15 protein-coding genes are annotated in these 15,793 nt (G+C 35.4%); 11 read left to right on the forward strand and 4 right to left on the reverse strand.

From position 1 onward, the window contains the following. The first annotated feature begins 11 nt into the window (after positions 1-11). From Q0Y84_RS02135 to Q0Y84_RS02180, 10 genes are all read left to right on the forward strand, one after another. Positions 12-581: an NUDIX hydrolase gene (locus Q0Y84_RS02135; protein WP_297950449.1), complete on the forward strand. Its 570-nt coding sequence runs from the start codon at positions 12-14 to the stop codon at positions 579-581. Positions 582-583: 2 nt separating this feature from the next. Next, positions 584-901, forward strand: coding sequence for a hypothetical protein (locus Q0Y84_RS02140; protein WP_297950451.1), 318 nt, complete (start codon positions 584-586; stop codon positions 899-901). Positions 902-919: 18 nt separating this feature from the next. Beyond that, on the forward strand, positions 920-1,615 hold the full coding sequence (locus Q0Y84_RS02145) for a 5'-methylthioadenosine/adenosylhomocysteine nucleosidase (protein WP_297950453.1): 696 nt from the start codon (positions 920-922) through the stop codon (positions 1,613-1,615). 2 nt (positions 1,616-1,617) lie between these two features. After that, positions 1,618-2,775: a cysteine desulfurase family protein gene (locus Q0Y84_RS02150; protein ID WP_297950456.1), complete on the forward strand. Its 1,158-nt coding sequence runs from the start codon at positions 1,618-1,620 to the stop codon at positions 2,773-2,775. A gap of 47 nt (positions 2,776-2,822) precedes the next feature. Continuing rightward, the gene (locus tag Q0Y84_RS02155) at positions 2,823-3,164 is read left to right on the forward strand and encodes a DUF1831 domain-containing protein (RefSeq protein ID WP_297950459.1); all 342 of its coding nucleotides are present in this window, start codon (positions 2,823-2,825) and stop codon (positions 3,162-3,164) included. Between the two features lie 7 nt (positions 3,165-3,171). Further along, a complete protein-coding gene (mnmA, locus tag Q0Y84_RS02160) occupies positions 3,172-4,299 on the forward strand; it encodes a tRNA 2-thiouridine(34) synthase MnmA (protein WP_297950461.1) in 1,128 nt (375 codons plus the stop codon). A gap of 92 nt (positions 4,300-4,391) precedes the next feature. Then, positions 4,392-5,051: a histidine phosphatase family protein gene (locus Q0Y84_RS02165; RefSeq protein WP_297950463.1), complete on the forward strand. Its 660-nt coding sequence runs from the start codon at positions 4,392-4,394 to the stop codon at positions 5,049-5,051. After that, on the forward strand, positions 5,051-5,701 hold the full coding sequence (locus tag Q0Y84_RS02170) for a tetratricopeptide repeat protein (protein ID WP_297950465.1): 651 nt from the start codon (positions 5,051-5,053) through the stop codon (positions 5,699-5,701). The genes Q0Y84_RS02165 and Q0Y84_RS02170 overlap by 1 nt, the downstream gene beginning before the upstream one ends. Then, positions 5,694-8,057 carry an ATP-dependent RecD-like DNA helicase gene (locus Q0Y84_RS02175; protein ID WP_297950466.1) on the forward strand — a complete coding sequence of 788 codons (2,364 nt, stop codon included), beginning with the start codon at positions 5,694-5,696 and terminating at the stop codon, positions 8,055-8,057. The genes Q0Y84_RS02170 and Q0Y84_RS02175 overlap by 8 nt, the downstream gene beginning before the upstream one ends. Positions 8,058-8,166: 109 nt before the next feature. Beyond that, complete coding sequence (locus Q0Y84_RS02180; RefSeq protein WP_297950469.1) at positions 8,167-9,807, forward strand: nuclease-related domain-containing protein; 1,641 nt, start codon at positions 8,167-8,169, stop codon at positions 9,805-9,807. Positions 9,808-9,853: 46 nt separating this feature from the next. Here the strand turns inward: Q0Y84_RS02180 and Q0Y84_RS02185 are convergent, their stop codons facing one another. The 4 genes from Q0Y84_RS02185 to def all read right to left on the reverse strand — a co-directional run bounded on the left by Q0Y84_RS02185 (position 9,854) and on the right by def (position 13,641). Next, positions 9,854-10,801: a diacylglycerol kinase family protein gene (locus tag Q0Y84_RS02185; RefSeq protein WP_297950472.1), complete on the reverse strand. Its 948-nt coding sequence runs from the start codon at positions 10,799-10,801 to the stop codon at positions 9,854-9,856. A 47-nt stretch (positions 10,802-10,848) separates the two neighbouring features. Then, the gene (locus Q0Y84_RS02190) at positions 10,849-12,528 is read right to left on the reverse strand and encodes a ribonuclease J (protein ID WP_297950474.1); all 1,680 of its coding nucleotides are present in this window, start codon (positions 12,526-12,528) and stop codon (positions 10,849-10,851) included. Positions 12,529-12,534: 6 nt separating this feature from the next. Beyond that, positions 12,535-12,756 carry a DNA-dependent RNA polymerase subunit epsilon gene (locus Q0Y84_RS02195; RefSeq protein WP_007125411.1) on the reverse strand — a complete coding sequence of 74 codons (222 nt, stop codon included), beginning with the start codon at positions 12,754-12,756 and terminating at the stop codon, positions 12,535-12,537. 330 nt (positions 12,757-13,086) lie between these two features. Beyond that, positions 13,087-13,641: a peptide deformylase gene (gene def / locus Q0Y84_RS02200; RefSeq protein WP_297950479.1), complete on the reverse strand. Its 555-nt coding sequence runs from the start codon at positions 13,639-13,641 to the stop codon at positions 13,087-13,089. A 255-nt stretch (positions 13,642-13,896) separates the two neighbouring features. Between def and typA the strand changes: the two genes are divergently transcribed. After that, on the forward strand, positions 13,897-15,741 hold the full coding sequence (gene typA, locus Q0Y84_RS02205; protein WP_297950481.1) for a translational GTPase TypA: 1,845 nt from the start codon (positions 13,897-13,899) through the stop codon (positions 15,739-15,741). Positions 15,742-15,793: the final 52 nt, after the last annotated feature.

Raw genomic sequence — 15,793 nt, forward strand, 5'->3', positions numbered from 1 at the left:
GAGCTGAGATTTTGGATTTAAAAGAAACAGAAATCTCATCACAACAGATTTTTCAAGGTCGTATCCTAGATTTATCTGTCCGTACAGTTAAGCTTCCCAATGGTGAAACTTCAACTAGAGAAGTAATTAAGCATAAACCCGCTTCAGGTGTAATTGCGATTAACGATGAACAAAAGATGCTTTTGGTAAAGCAATGGCGTGAACCGATTAAGCAAATTACTCTAGAAATTCCAGCTGGTTTGGTTGATTCTACTGATGCTAGCCCACTCGATGCAATGAAACGCGAACTAAATGAAGAGGGCGGCTATCGAGCAGAATATTGGGAAAAAGTTAGTGAATTTTATTCTTCTCCTGGTTTTTGTGATGAAAAGATGTATCTTTTCTATTGTGATACTTTAACCAAATTAACTGATAAGCGGGCTCTTGATGAGGATGAATTTTTAACTTCTGCTTGGTACAGCTTGGATGAGTTAAAGAATTTATTGGCTGAAGGAAAAATTGTCGATGCTAAGACAATTTATGCGATTACTGTCTGGGAAAATATGCTATTGCAAAATGCTCAGACTGATAATAAGGATTAAACATGGTAGAAAAACGTTCTGATTATCGAAAAAGGCAAAAAAAGAGCTTGCTTAATAAGCTCAAATCTTCTTTTGCTGATAAAGATTCAGAGGAAGTAAATGTAAATCCGGATTTTCAAAGAGCTGATTCTGATAATGAACCACTTAGAAGACGTCCTTTGGAAGGAGACGGACAAGAGTTTTACCAGCATGATCAATTAAGTGATAAAGCAACGATTCGCCAAGAGAAGTCACTAAGACTGAAAAAAAGATTGAATCGTGCTATCCTGATAGTGATTGTTTTAATTATATTAGTGCTACTAGCACTGTTTCATTTATAGTGGAAATGAGGAAATAAATTGAAGATTGCGATTATCGTCCCAATGGCGGAAGAAGCTGAATTTTATCGTGATCATTTCCAAACAGAAACCAAAGAAATGTTCGGATCAACAGAATTCGAACATTTTTCTGTTAATGGCAATGATGTATATTTAGGACTAAGTGGTATCGGAAAGGTACAAGCTGCAATGAACTTAGCCAGTTTGTTGAGCTGTGTTGATATTGATGTCATTTTTATGACTGGTTCAGCAGGTGCTCTGGCACCAGATGTTCATCAAGAAGATCTAGTTCTGCCAAATGCATTTGCTTATTATGATGCACATAATACTGCAGCTGGAGATTACGTTGAAGGTCAAATCCCTCAACAACCAGCCCAATTTGTACTTGATTCACCACAAGGAACTGCCTTTGCAGAATATTTGAAAAAGACGGGTGTTTCTTTCCGTGAAGGATTGGTAATAACGGGTGATTCATTTGTCGCTTCATCTAAACAAAAAGATGAAATTCGTCAAAATTTTCCAACAGCTTTAGCCTGTGAAATGGAAGGTGCCGCTTTTGCACAAGTTGCTCATGCATTTAAGAAGCCTTTAGTTGCCATGCGTGCAATTTCTGATAATGGAGATGGTAGTGCAGAAGAGGATTTCGAAACCTTTGTTAAAAAAGTTGGCGCTAAAGCAGCGAAGTTAATTAGTGATTATGTAGAAAAGATGAATTAGACGTGCGTGAAATTTATTTAGATAATGCTGCCACCACTCCAATGTCACCTAAGGTAATAGATATTATTACTAATGAAATGAAAAATGATTTTGGTAATGCTTCTAGTACTTATGAATTAGGTCGTCAGGCAAGAAAAGCAATTGATCGAGCTCGACATCAAATTGCTCAAGATATTAATGCTCAAGGTGGAGAAATTATTTTTACTTCAGGTGGTTCAGAAAGTAATAATACTGCAATTTTTGGAACTGCTTATAGTCGTAAAAATATTGGTAAAAAAATTATTACTACACCAATTGAACATCCATCTGTGCTAAATCCTATGAAACGGTTAGAAGATGAGGGCTATGATGTTGTCTACTTAAAGGTAGATCAAACCGGTCATATTTCTTTAGATCAATTAAAAAAAGAATTAACTCCAGATACAATTTTAGTTTCAATTATGGCGGTTAATAATGAAGTTGGTACGATCATGCCGCTAAAAGAAATTGGAGCTTTAGTCAAAGAGTCAAACGCCTACTTCCATGTTGATAACGTACAAGGAATGGGTACGATTAAGATTGATGTCAAGGCAATGAATATTGATTTCTTGTCTGTTTCAGCACATAAAATTAATGGTCCTAAGTTTTTAGGCTTTTTGTATGAAAATGCAGATATTTATATCCCTAATTTAGTTTTAGGCGGTGAGCAAGAAACTAAACGACGTGCTGGTACAGAAAATGTACCGGGAATCGCTGGTTTCGGTGAAGCAGTACGTGAAGTGTCAGAAATTGGTCGTGATACTTTGCAAAAGAAATATGCTCATTATCAAGATATTATTCTAAAAGAATTAGATGATCATCAAATTGATTACGAGATTAATGGTGGTCATGGTCCAGGCTATTCACATCATGTGCTTAATTTACACTTTAAGGGGGTATCTACTACTTCTTTACAGACTAATCTTGATTTGAATGGTTTTGCTGTGTCAGGTGGTTCGGCATGTACTGCTGGATCTTTAGAACCATCACATGTATTAATTGCATGTTTTGGCGAAAATTCACCTAGAATAAATGAGTCAATCCGAATTTCATTTGGGCGTTATAATACAGATGATGAGATTAAACAGTTTGCTCAAGAATTAGTAAAAATAGTGCAGAGAATTCAATCTAAAAATAAATAGTTGCTTTCAAAAAGAAGGTGACTTATTATAAATAAGTGAGGTAAATTATGGCAAATACAGTTGTGATAAATGGTGATAAACGTAAATTTACTTTAAATCCTGATTTAAAGTTGTATGCATTGATTGATGCCGGTTTCGTGAAAACGACTAAGGGTAATTTCAATTATGAGCATCCCCTTTACAATGATTCACCTTATAACGCACCAACCAAGTTAAAGATGACTATTAATAAAGGTCTATCACATTTAACGATGGTGGTTACTGATCGCAACGGTTTGCAAAAAGTTAATATTTTTAAAAACAAGCAATTAGCCCCAACGGTTGAACTTTTAGATTATATTCTAAAGGATCTTGAGGAGCGCAAAATTTTGCTAGAAGTAAAGGATTGATTGAATAATGGTTGACAATAGTAAGACTAGAGTAGTTGTAGGAATGAGTGGTGGAGTTGATTCATCTGTTTCTGCTCTGCTACTCAAACAACAAGGCTATGATGTTGTTGGCGTTTTTATGAAAAATTGGGATGATACTGATGATTCAGGCGTCTGTACTGCTACTGAAGACTATGAAGATGTAAAAAAAGTTGCTGATAAGATTGATATTCCATATTATTCAATTAATTTTGAAAAAGAATATTGGCACCGTGTTTTCGAATATTTCTTAGATGAGTATAAGAAGGGCAGAACCCCTAATCCTGATATAATGTGTAATAGTCAAATTAAGTTCAAATCTTTCTTAGATTTTGCCATGGACTTAGATGCTGATTATATTGCCATGGGACATTACGCTAAGACTGTCAAGGATGCTAATGGTGTAACTCATATGATGCGTCCTAAGGATGGTAATAAGGATCAGACCTACTTTTTGAGTCAATTGAATCAGGATCAAATTAAGAAAGTTATCTTCCCACTAGCTAACTTGACTAAGCCACAGGTCAGAGAAATTGCTTTAGCTAATGGTTTAGCAACCGCCAAGAAGAAAGATTCTACTGGAATTTGTTTCATCGGTGAAAGAAATTTCAGAAAGTTCTTAAGTGAATTTTTACCAGCTAAGTCAGGCAAAATGGTTACTCCTGATGGTAAGGTGGTTGGTGAACATGCCGGTTTAATGTACTACACAATTGGTCAAAGACAAGGTCTTGGCTTAGGTTCAACTAAGGAATCAACTGATCCTTGGTTTGTTGTGGGCAAGGACTTAAAGAAAAATGAATTAATTGTTGAACAAGGCTATGATAGTCCACTTCTTTATGCTAGTCGCTTGAAGGCAAGTGATATGTCATTCTTTACTGGCAAGCCAGATCATGATTTTGAGATGCATTGCACCGCTAAGTTCCGTTATCGCCAATGTGATATTGGCGTAACAGTTAAATATCATGCAGCTGATAATACTGCCGATGTTTACTTTGATGAGCCAGCACGTGCTGTTACTCCGGGTCAAGCTCTTGTTTTATATGATGGAGAAGAATGCTTGGGCGGCGGTAATATCAATGCTGCTTACCAAGAAGATAAGCAATTACAGTTAGTATAAAATTATGCAAAAAAGGCGTTTGAGTTTTCGAACGTCTTTTTGTTTTGTGCTAAACTATTCTTATTGATTAGACAATTAGGGGGATTTAAGCAATGCAAATTTATTTCGTTCGTCATGGTAAAACCGAGTGGAACTTGGCCAGCCGTTTTCAAGGAGGACACGGTGATTCGCCACTTTTGCCACAGAGTTTAGAAGATATAAAAAAATTAGGTCATCATTTACAAGGAACAAAGTTTAGAGGTATTTTTGCTAGTCCGCTTGATCGAGCATTTAATACGGCTCAGGGAATCGATGATGCAATGAATGCTAACTTGCCTGTAGTAATCGATGAACGACTTAGAGAATTTAATTTGGGTGATATGGAAGGAATGAAGTTTGCAGATGCAGAAAAGAAGTTTCCTGAGCAGATGAATAATTTCTGGCATCATCCAGATCAGTACGATCCTACGGAGTTGCACGGTGAAGATTATGCCCATGTTATCGCTCGGGGAAAATCTTTTGCCCAAGAGATGGCCCGAAGATTTGCTGACGATGATGATAAAATTTTAGCAGTTAGCCATGGTGCTGCGTTATCAGCTATCATGGGAGGACTTTTAGGCTATCCTTTGAAGGATATTCGCAAAAATGGTGGACTTAGCAATACCTCTTTAACTATCTTAGAAACACTCGATGGGGGCAAAAACTTTAAACCAGTTGTGTGGAATGAGACTAGTTATTTAGGTCGTAAATTATCAAAGACGGACTCATTATAATGAATCAAAAAATAGCAAAAATCTATGATGATGGTAAGGTAGACCAAGCCATTCGTTTATTAATTAAAGAAATCGACCAGCATCCACAGCAAGTGGGGAATTATTTACAATTATCTACTTATTTAATTGAGCAAGGAAGTGTGGATCAGGCCCAGAAGTTATTGGAGCAAGCTCAACACTTGGTAAAATCGCCACAAGAGTTAAATTATAACTTGGCAGTATGTCATTACATGCAGGGAGATTTTGATCAAGCATTAGCTTTATTAGATCAAATACCTAATGATGATCTAACCCTTTATCAAAAGGCGCTTACTTATTTAAAATTGGGTCAAACCCAAAAAGCATTGGCTTATGCGTTAACAATTAAAAAAGTTGATGAGCGGGTCCAAGAATTATTGGGTGATATTTGGCTAAGTCTTGGTGAAACCCAAAAAGCTGAACAGATGTATTTAGCAATTCCGAACGCTAAGCGAACTGCTAAAATTTACTTTTTATTGGGAATAACTAGCTTAGAAAAAAGTCGTGAGCAAGCTCAACAATATTTTGCTAAGGCCAAGCAAATGGATGCTAAGTATTATCAGCAAGCAATGAATCAATATGCTTCAATTATGAAGATGATCAACGATAAGGAAAAGAAAAAGCATGATTGAATTTACCGGTAAGGTTAACGGAATTGTTTTTGAAAATAGTCAAGATCTATATAAAATTCTTGATGTTGAAATTATCGGCACTTTATCTGATTATTCACGTCCTGATATTAAAGTAACAGGAAACTTTGGCGATATTCAGATTAATAGTAGCTATCGCTTTGAAGGTAGGCTAGTTATGCACGAAAAGTTTGGCTTGCAATTCAGGGCGAATAGTTATAAGCAAGTTTTACCGCATGAAGAAGGCTCACTGACTAAGTATTTGAGTTCAAATAAGTTTCCTGGAATTGGTAAAAAAGCTGCAACGACAATTATTGATGAATTGGGATTAAATGCATTAGATGTACTAAAAGAAAAACCGGCTAAGATTGATCAGCTTTCTTTAACTAGTAAACAAAAAAATAGTCTTTTATCAGGGTTGAATGCAATGGATTCTTATTCAGAGATTGTCTTAAAATTAGCTCAGTATGGGATTAACAAGCGAATTGCCGGTCAAGTTTATCAGCTTTATCATGGTGAAGCATTAGAAAAACTAAAAAAGGATCCTTATGCTGCAGTTAATGATATTTCAGGTTTTGCTTTTAAAACTGCTGATATGATGGGAAAACAATTAGATATTGCTAGTGATGACCCACGGAGAATTAAAGGGGCAGTTTATCAAGTTTTGCTTGATGCTTTAAATGATGAGGGAAACACTTATGTTGGCTTAGCCGAACTTTTAACAGAGGCAAGCAAATTATTACAAATCACCCAATTTGATCCCATTGCTAGTTGTATTAATAAATTACAAGAGGCTGGTAAGGTAGTAGTCGATGGCGAAAATGCCGCGCTACAAAATATTTATCAAACTGAAGTTAACATTGCGCGTTTAATGAAGAACTTAGTACAAAGAAAAGAATCTGAAAAAACATCGCAATATAAGCCAGAAGAAATAGATCAAGCAATTGCGGATACGGAGAAAGAACTTAAAATTCATTATGATGATACACAAAAATTAGCTATTAAAAATGCAGTTAATCAGCCAATTTCCATCTTAACCGGTGGGCCAGGTACTGGTAAAACGACGATTATCAATGGGATTTTATTAGTATTACGAAAATTAGCAGAAATTCCTGCTTCTGCTCTTTACAGTGAAGATCCTCCATTTTTGTTAGCTGCGCCAACTGGACGAGCTGCTAAAAGAATGGGCGAAATTACGGGAATTAGTGCTAAAACCATCCATCGATTATTGGGATTAGGAATTGGTGACGCTAATAATCAAGATTTAAATGAGTTAAATGGTGAGATTCTAATTGTCGATGAAATGTCGATGGTTGATATGTTCTTATTTAAGCAACTGTTATCAAGCATTAATGATACACGGCATCTTGTTTTTGTAGGTGATAAAGATCAGTTACCTTCTGTTGGGGCAGGAAATGTTTTTAGTGATTTAATTAAATCACAGGCTTTTCCAACAACTATTTTGAAGCAAATTCACCGACAAGGGGATGACTCGACGATTATTACTTTGGCACATGATGTAAATGAAGGAAAAGACCAACAAGCCTTGTTTAAAAAGACCAAGAATTATTCTTTTATTAGTTGTCGTCCTGAATTAGTGGGGGATGCGGTTGGTCAAATTGTTAAGCTTGCCTTAAAGCGTGGTTTTGCCAAGGATGATATTCAAGCGTTAGGTGCGATGTATCATGGTAATGGTGGCGTGACTAATTTAAATAATATTATTCAAGCAATTTTAAATCCTTCTCAGCCTAAGAGTAAATCTCTAGAAGCTCATAACGAAGTATTTCGGATTGGTGATCGAATTCTACAACTGCAGAATAATCCGGAAAAAGACATTTATAATGGTCAAATTGGTAAAATTATTAGTATTGAAGAAGATGCTAAAGAATGCATGATTGCTGATTTTGATGGTCGAGAAGTGGCGTTTGAGAGAAAGGATTTAAACGACTTAACTCGCGCTTATGCAATTACTATTCATAAATCACAGGGATCAGAATTTCCGTTGGTGATTTTGAATTTGACTATGCAGAATTTTGTCATGTTGAAGCGGAATCTATTGTATACTGCAATTACTCGGGCGGAAAAAAATTTAGTTTTAGTTGGTGATCCACGAGCATTTGTAGCGGCGTTTAAAACTTCAGGAAATGATCGAAAAACTGGTTTAGCAGATAAAATATGCCAGCAGCTAGGTATTTCATTAAGTGAGAGCAAGCAAGCTGAACAAGCCAAGTCGCCACAAGTAGATAATGAGCAAGAAGATAAAAAAACACAAGAGATTAAAGATTTTATTCTAACTCCAGAAAAAATATACTCTGGTGAAATTGATCCTATGATTGGTATGGAAGATATTAAATTATAATAGTGAAAGTCCCTGTTATTTCGTATAATAAGGGGCTTTTTCATTATACAAAAGCATGATATAATTATTGTTGTATAAACATACGTTCCAAAAATATAAGAATAATAAGATGGATATTACAATAATTATATTAACAGTAGGTTTATTGACCTATTATTTTTTTCGAAAACAAAATCAAAAAAAGAAAATGAAAAAAATAGAATTATCTGCAATAGATAAAGAAGAAATAACCAAATTAGAAAAACTTGCAGGTAAAAGATTACCGTATCGCTATTCTAATCAAAGGCAATTGACTTTTCAGATAATCGAATTGGTGCGGCCAGGTTATATCAAACGACGTATTTTTGATAATAAAGGGCATTGTCATTATTTAATCAAATATTATTTAGATCGTTCTGTAGCAGAACTAGTGGAGTTTGGCATAACTGATGGGCATTATTGGCGTAAAACTAAATGGGATAAAGAACCTAAAGTAATTTATCATTATGGTAAAAAGGAGTTTAGCAATTTTGACAAAATTACCCAAAATTTTCGGTATTATAGTTCAATAGTCAAAGCTGGGCGAGATCGGATCCTTCCTTTAGAAAATGATCTAAATCAGTATGTAAATGAATTAGAAAATCATGCAAATTATCAAAAAGCATGGGTTACACGTAATCATATTAACGATTCACAGGCTATTCATGCTATTAGCACTGTTGAAAAAATTAATTTAGATAGTAAACGTGGAATCAAGCGAGGCTTGGCTTTACAAAATATCTTGCGCATTCGAGCAATTAATTCGGGATTTAAGGTTTATAACCAAAAAGTAAATTCCTTTCAGAATAGAATGACCGAACTACATTTAGATCAGATAAAAAGTTTACATCAAATGGACATTTTATCTTCACGTGATCTGCGTCACCTTAGCAATTTATTGGCAGGCGCTGCAGCTGAAAAATTAGTAAATTTACGTCTTCGTGAGGTACAAACTGGAAAAGGGATAATTCACAATCTGCTATTGCCATATCCGTATGAGCACCAAAATAGTCTAGGGACTAATCAAATTGACCATGTAGTAATTACATCAAATGGTATTTTTTGCTTGGAAACTAAAGCTCGTACTAGTCAAAATGAACAGTATAATGTTCTAACTGATTATAATGAAGTGGCCGATCAAGTAGCTAAACATAAAGAGAGTATTAAATATGTTTTGGAGAAGAGTAATAATCCTGTAATCATTAATTTACTTAAACGGCTATCTAATATCGATCGATTAGTTAAAAATGTAGTTGTATTTGTCAGCAGAACTGAGGATGAAGTTACACTGGTTAACACAGAACGCTATGAAAAGATGGGAATAACTGTTGTACAAGTAGCAGATATACAATCTTTGTTAATTAAAGCTGAAAATAAGATAGGACTGCAACCCGAAGAAATAGCGGCTATTAAAGAGGAGCTTGATAATAATAAACAATTGCAGGAAGAAAAAGCTTATCAAGAAAATGCAGTGCTATTTGAAGATCAGGGCTTAACATTAAATCAAAAGCAAGTTGAAGAACAGTTATATCATGCTAATCAGGTGATTAAACATCTTGATCAAATCGATGCTCTTTTGGCTGATTATTTGCAAGAAGCACGTGAGTGGCAAAAGCAATATCGAAAATATTGTTACTGGAAGAAATTTTACGAGCAAGTACATAATTTTATTGATCAAGGGCAGTATTATCGAATGCATAATTTGAAAAAGGATATTTTCGATAAAATATAAAAAAGAAGAATTTGAAATGCAGAAATCAAATTCTTCTTTTTTTACGTTACTTTAATAAATTAAAATGATCAATTTTGAAGGTTAGTTTAAAATTTTGTTTTTCAATATCTTCACCGTCAATCTGAGCATATTCAGCTTTATTGGTTTGAACTTGAATTTTCTTAGCTTCAACATAATGAAATTGTGGTGCATTAACATGTGAGCCATTTTTGATAAGTTTAGCAAATAGCCAAAGAAATTTACCTAGACTTGGTTTCTCAACAATTACGGTATCAAGATGATGACTGTAAACATCTGCTTTAGGCAAAATAGCAAATCCACCGCCAAAGTAGGGATGATTAGTAGTGGTGACAAAGTAAGCATCACCATAACGGATAGTTTCATTTTTGGTTTTAACTGTTACTGTAAACTTATCTTGTTTAGCTAAAGCTTGAACAACATTTAAACCGTAAATTAAATTGCCAGAATTAAGGCGATTCAGTTTTTTCTTTAATTGGGCATGATTACTCTGATGGACAACAAACGCATCAAAGCCAATTCCAAAATTATTAACGAAATAACCATTAGGTAATTGCTTGATATTTGACGTAAAATAACCGCAATCAACTCTTTCTGATTCAGGATCACGTAATAGATTGTTAATTAGTTGCCGCGGATCAGCAGTTAATCCAGCACCACGAGCAAAATCATTACCCGTTCCAGCAGGCAAATAGGTAATTGGTGTTTCTGGGTAGTCAGAACTTTTAATACCATTTAAAACTTCATTAAAAGAGCCATCACCGCCGACTACGATTAAAACATGATCAGAAGAAAAATGGTGGTTGGCATACGCCTTAGCTAAGCTAATTAATTCACCTGGATAATGGCTTTTTTGTTGCTTAAAAGGAATATTTAATTTTTTTAAAATAGATTGCAGTGAGGCGTTTGCCTTGATAGCATTTCCGTTTCCTGCAACTTCGTTAACTAATAAATGAACTTTAATTTTTTTCTGCATTTTACTTATTTTCTAAAATAAAAGACTCCCTGAGGAGTCTTTTTCTTTTATTTCTTTTCAATGATAATTGGTAAAATCATTGGTCGTCTTTCAGTCTTAGAATATAGGAAATCTGAAAGATTTTCGATGATGGCCTTTTTAATGTCGCTTTCTTTAGGTCGATTTGATTTAGCCATCTCATTTCTGAGTACATGGTAAACATGTTTTTGCGCTTGACTAATTAGTTCAGTCGATTCACGCATGTAAACAAAACCACGACTAAGAATGTCAGGTCCAGCTAAAACACGTTTGTGCTTATAATCAACTGTAGCTACTGCAACTACCAAGCCTTCTTCAGAAAGGATCTGTCGATCATGAACAACTACATTGCCAACATCTGCAGTACCAGAAGTATCGACGTAAACATCACCTGCAGGAATATGACCAGCAATCCTAGCACCGTTGGGGCCAAAGCAAACGACTTCACCATTAGATAAAACAAAAGTATTTTCGGCAGCCACACCAGCTTGTTGAGCAAGTTGGGTATGAATGACCTGCATTCTGTATTCACCGTGAACAGGAATCATATACTTAGGCTTAACTAAGCGAACCATCATCTTTAATTCTTCTTGACCACCGTGACCAGAAGTGTGGACATTATTTACTCTTCCGTGAATAACGTCAGCTCCACCTTCCATTAACTTGTTAATTAAATGGTTAACACTTAAGGTGTTACCTGGAATTGGGTTAGAAGAGAAAATAACTGTATCACCTGGTTGCAAACTAATTTGCCGGTGAGTACCATTAGCAATTCTTGATAGAGCAGCCAATGGTTCACCTTGAGAACCAGTACATAAAATCATTACTTTCTCAGGTGGTAATTTATTGATCTCATCTGCATCAACAATTAAACCTTTAGGTAAATTCAAGTAACCTAAATCAATCCCATTGTCAACGCCATTTTCCATACTACGACCAAAAATAGCTACCTTTCTGCCAGTATCAATTGCAGCTTGAATGGCAGTGGATACCCGGTAAAGATTAGATGCAAAGGTTGCAAAAATAATCCTACCATGAATTCCTGTGATGATATTATGCAGTGATTGGGCTACAAATCTTTCAGATTTTGTAAATTGTGAAACTTCTGCATTAGTTGAATCAGAAAGAAGTGCAAGCACACCTTCATTTCCCAATTGTGCCATTTTCTGAAAGTCTGGTGCAGGCTGTCCCATTACAGGTGTTAAATCAAACTTGAAATCACCTGTAAAGACTACAGCACCAAGTGGTGTATGAACAGCAATACCCAAAGTATCAGGAATGGAGTGGGTAGTTCTAAAGAAAGAAACAGAAAGCTTCTTAAATTTTAAAACTGTATCCTCATGCTCTTCATGTAGTTCAGTTGTTTTTAAAATTCCGTGTTCTTCCAACTTGCCTTTAATTAATGAAAGAGCAAATGGAGTCGCATAGACAGGAATTTCTGGAATTTTTTCCAATAAAAATGGAATACCACCAATGTGGTCTTCGTGTCCGTGACTAACTACAAGAGCTTTGATCTTTTTACGATTCTTAATTAGGTAAGAATAATCTGAAATGACGTAGTTAATACCTAATAGATCATCTTCGGGGAATTTAATACCACAGTCCATGATGATAATTTCATCTTGATATTGGACACAATACATATTTTTACCGATTTCATGCAAACCCCCGATTGCATAAACGGCTACTTCATTATTTTTAATTCGCACTCTTTATTACTTCTTATCGAACTTTGTTAACTTAAAGTCAGCATGTTCTTTTTCGTAAGTTAAAGAATTGCCTGTTAACTCTTGGATGAGTTCAATGTTATAGGGGGTATTGTCCTCAACCGTACTTCTTGCTTCAACCATGTTGTCTGCTTCCATGTAAAGAGTTTGTGTAGTTTCTCTACGAGGATTGACAATCTTGTCTTTTTGATACAAAACTTTGTAAATCATAAATGATTCTCCTTAATTAATGTATAAACGTTCAATGTAGAGTAAAAATTACTCAATAGCTATAAAAATTTTATCATATTTATAAAGGTAAGTATATAATTATGTTTCTTTTGATTTTTAATAATGAATTTCACAAATATTATTGACATAAAATAACGTCAGTTGTACTATAAACGTGTAGTGAATGATTAATAAACTCATTTGCTCGTTATAAGAAGTCTCTTCACTCTTCTTAATTCCCAATGTATGAGTCACTGGCCTAGTCAACCAGTGATTTTTTTATGCAAAAAAGCCCGCATGTGCAGGCTTTTGCTAATTGTTAAATAACAATTAAGAAATTACAACTGTATCTTCTTTAAGAGCAAATGGATCATTCTTATTAATTCGGTCGTAGAATAAGTGACCATTTAAGTGATCAATTTCGTGAGAAGAAACGATTGCTGGGTAATCTTTTAAGCGAATAGTCTTTTCTTCACCATCGATAGTGTAGTAATGAATAGTTAGTTTATCTGGACGAGGGACATAGCCATTGATTACTTTATCAACGCTTAAACAACCTTCTCCTTCGCTAAGACATGCTTGGCGAACAGATTCAGAAACAATTTCTGGATTAACATAAATTTCTTTAAAAATAATTTTGCCTTGATCATCAGGAACTAAAAGTGCAGCCATTTGAACGCCTTCACCAACTTGAGGCGCAGCTAAACCTACTCCAGCTCTTAATTGATGCTTTTCGGCAACTTTAGGGTCTTGAGAATCAATTAAGTATTGCATCATATCATCTGCTAGTTTTTTGTAATGGTCACTAAGTGGGAAAGTTAAAGGCTTAGCAACTTGACGTAAAACGGGATCTCCGTCACGTACAATATCTTTCATTAAGATCAAAATAATTACTCCTTTTTTTAAAATTTATTATCTATAATTATATTTTTAACATAGTTTAATAGTTTTTGCTTGTTTTTGCATTAAAAAATCCTTGATTAACTTAATTGTTAAGCGTTGACCCGCGTGCAGTTAGGTGGTAAAATTCACTAACGTAACTATACAGATTTAAGAAAAGCACTTCGATAAAGCGCTAATGCGTTACCGAAACTGTGACCGGGTCACAGTTTTTTTATTGAAGAGTGGGGAGGAATACTTTTGTCAGAAAAAAGAAGAGACGATCTAAGAAACATTGCGATCATTGCCCACGTTGACCATGGTAAAACTACTTTGGTCAACCAATTGTTGAAGCAATCTGATACTTTGCCAGAACATATGAATCTGGAAGATCGTGCTATGGACTCAAATGCCATTGAACGTGAACGTGGTATTACTATTTTATCTAAGAACACTGCTGTTAAGTACAAGGATACTACTATCAACATCTTGGATACACCAGGTCACGCCGACTTTGGTGGGGAAGTAGAACGTGTTATGCACATGGTTGACGGTGCATTGCTTTTGGTTGATGCCTATGAGGGTCCAATGCCACAGACTCGTTTCGTTTTGAAGAAGGCTTTGGAAGCTGGCGTAAAACCTATTGTTGTTTTAAACAAGATTGACCGTCCAGGTGCTCGTCCTAAGAAGGTTTTAGACGATGTTCTTGAACTCTTTATCGAATTAGGTGCCAATGATGAACAACTTGACTTCCCAGTTGTTTATGCATCAGCTTTGAATGGTACTTCATCATATGATCCAGATCCAAGTACCCAAAAAGAAACTATGGATCCAATTTTTGATACTATCATTAAGAATATTCCTGCTCCAGTAGATAATTCTGATGAGCCATTGCAATTCCAAATCACTATGTTGGATTGGGATGACTATGTTGGTCGTATCGGTGTTGGTAGAATTTACCGTGGTAAGGTTAAGGTTGGCGACAACATCACTGTTATGAAACGTGATGGCTCAACTCAAAACTTCCGCGTTACTAAATTATTTGGTTACTTTGGTTTGAAGCGTAATGAAATTAAAGAAGCTAAGGCCGGTGATATCATCGCTATTAGTGGTATTAATGACATTTACGTTGGTGAAACTATTGCTTCAGCTGAACATCCAGAAGCATTACCATTACTTAAGATTGATCCACCAACTTTGCAAATGGACTTTGTTGCCAATGACTCACCATTTGCTGGTCGTGAAGGTGATCAAGTAACTCCTAAGAAGCTTGAAGATCGTTTGATTCGTCAAACTCGTACTGATGTTTCTTTGAAGGTTGAACCAACTGATCAATTAAATGCTTGGACTGTTTCTGGTCGTGGTGAACTTCACCTTTCAATTTTGGTTGAAGAACTTCGACGTGAAGGCTTCGAATTGCAACTTTCACGTCCTAAGGTAATTTACCGTGAAATTGATGGTACTATGTGTGAACCATTTGAATCAGTACAAATTGATACGCCAGATGAATACGTGGGTTCAGTTATCGATTCTCTTTCACAAAGAAAAGGTGAAATGAAGAACATGGAATCAACTGGTAATGGTCAAACTCGTCTTGAATTCTTAGTACCATCACGTGGTTTAATTGGTTACAACAACGAATTTATGTCACAAACTGGTGGTTATGGTATCATGAACCACACCTTTGATTCATATAAGCCAGTAGTTAAGAACTGGAACCCAGGTCGTCGTAATGGTGCCTTGGTATCTATTAACCAAGGTCAATCTACTACTTACTCACTTCAATCAGTAGAACAACGTGGTGAGTTATTCATCGGTGCTGGTGTTGAAGTATACGAAGGTATGATTGTTGGTCAATCAAGTCGTGAACGTGACATTGCAGTTAACGTAACTAAGGGTAAGAACTTAACTAACACTCGTGCTGCTGGTAAGGACCACGCTGCTGCTATTAAGACCCCTAGAACTTTAACTCTTGAAGAAGCTATTGAATTCTTAAATGACGATGAATACTGTGAAGTAACTCCAGAATCTATTCGTTTACGTAAGAAGATCTTGAACACTTCAGAACGTCAAAAGGCTGACAAGAAGCGTAATCGTGCTAACTAATTTAGTTTAATCATTTTTAAAAGGTCATCACTTAATAGAAGTGGTGACCTTT

This window comes from uncultured Lactobacillus sp., from assembly GCF_947367125.1.
In the GTDB taxonomy this organism is placed as follows: Bacteria; Bacillota; Bacilli; order Lactobacillales; family Lactobacillaceae; genus Lactobacillus.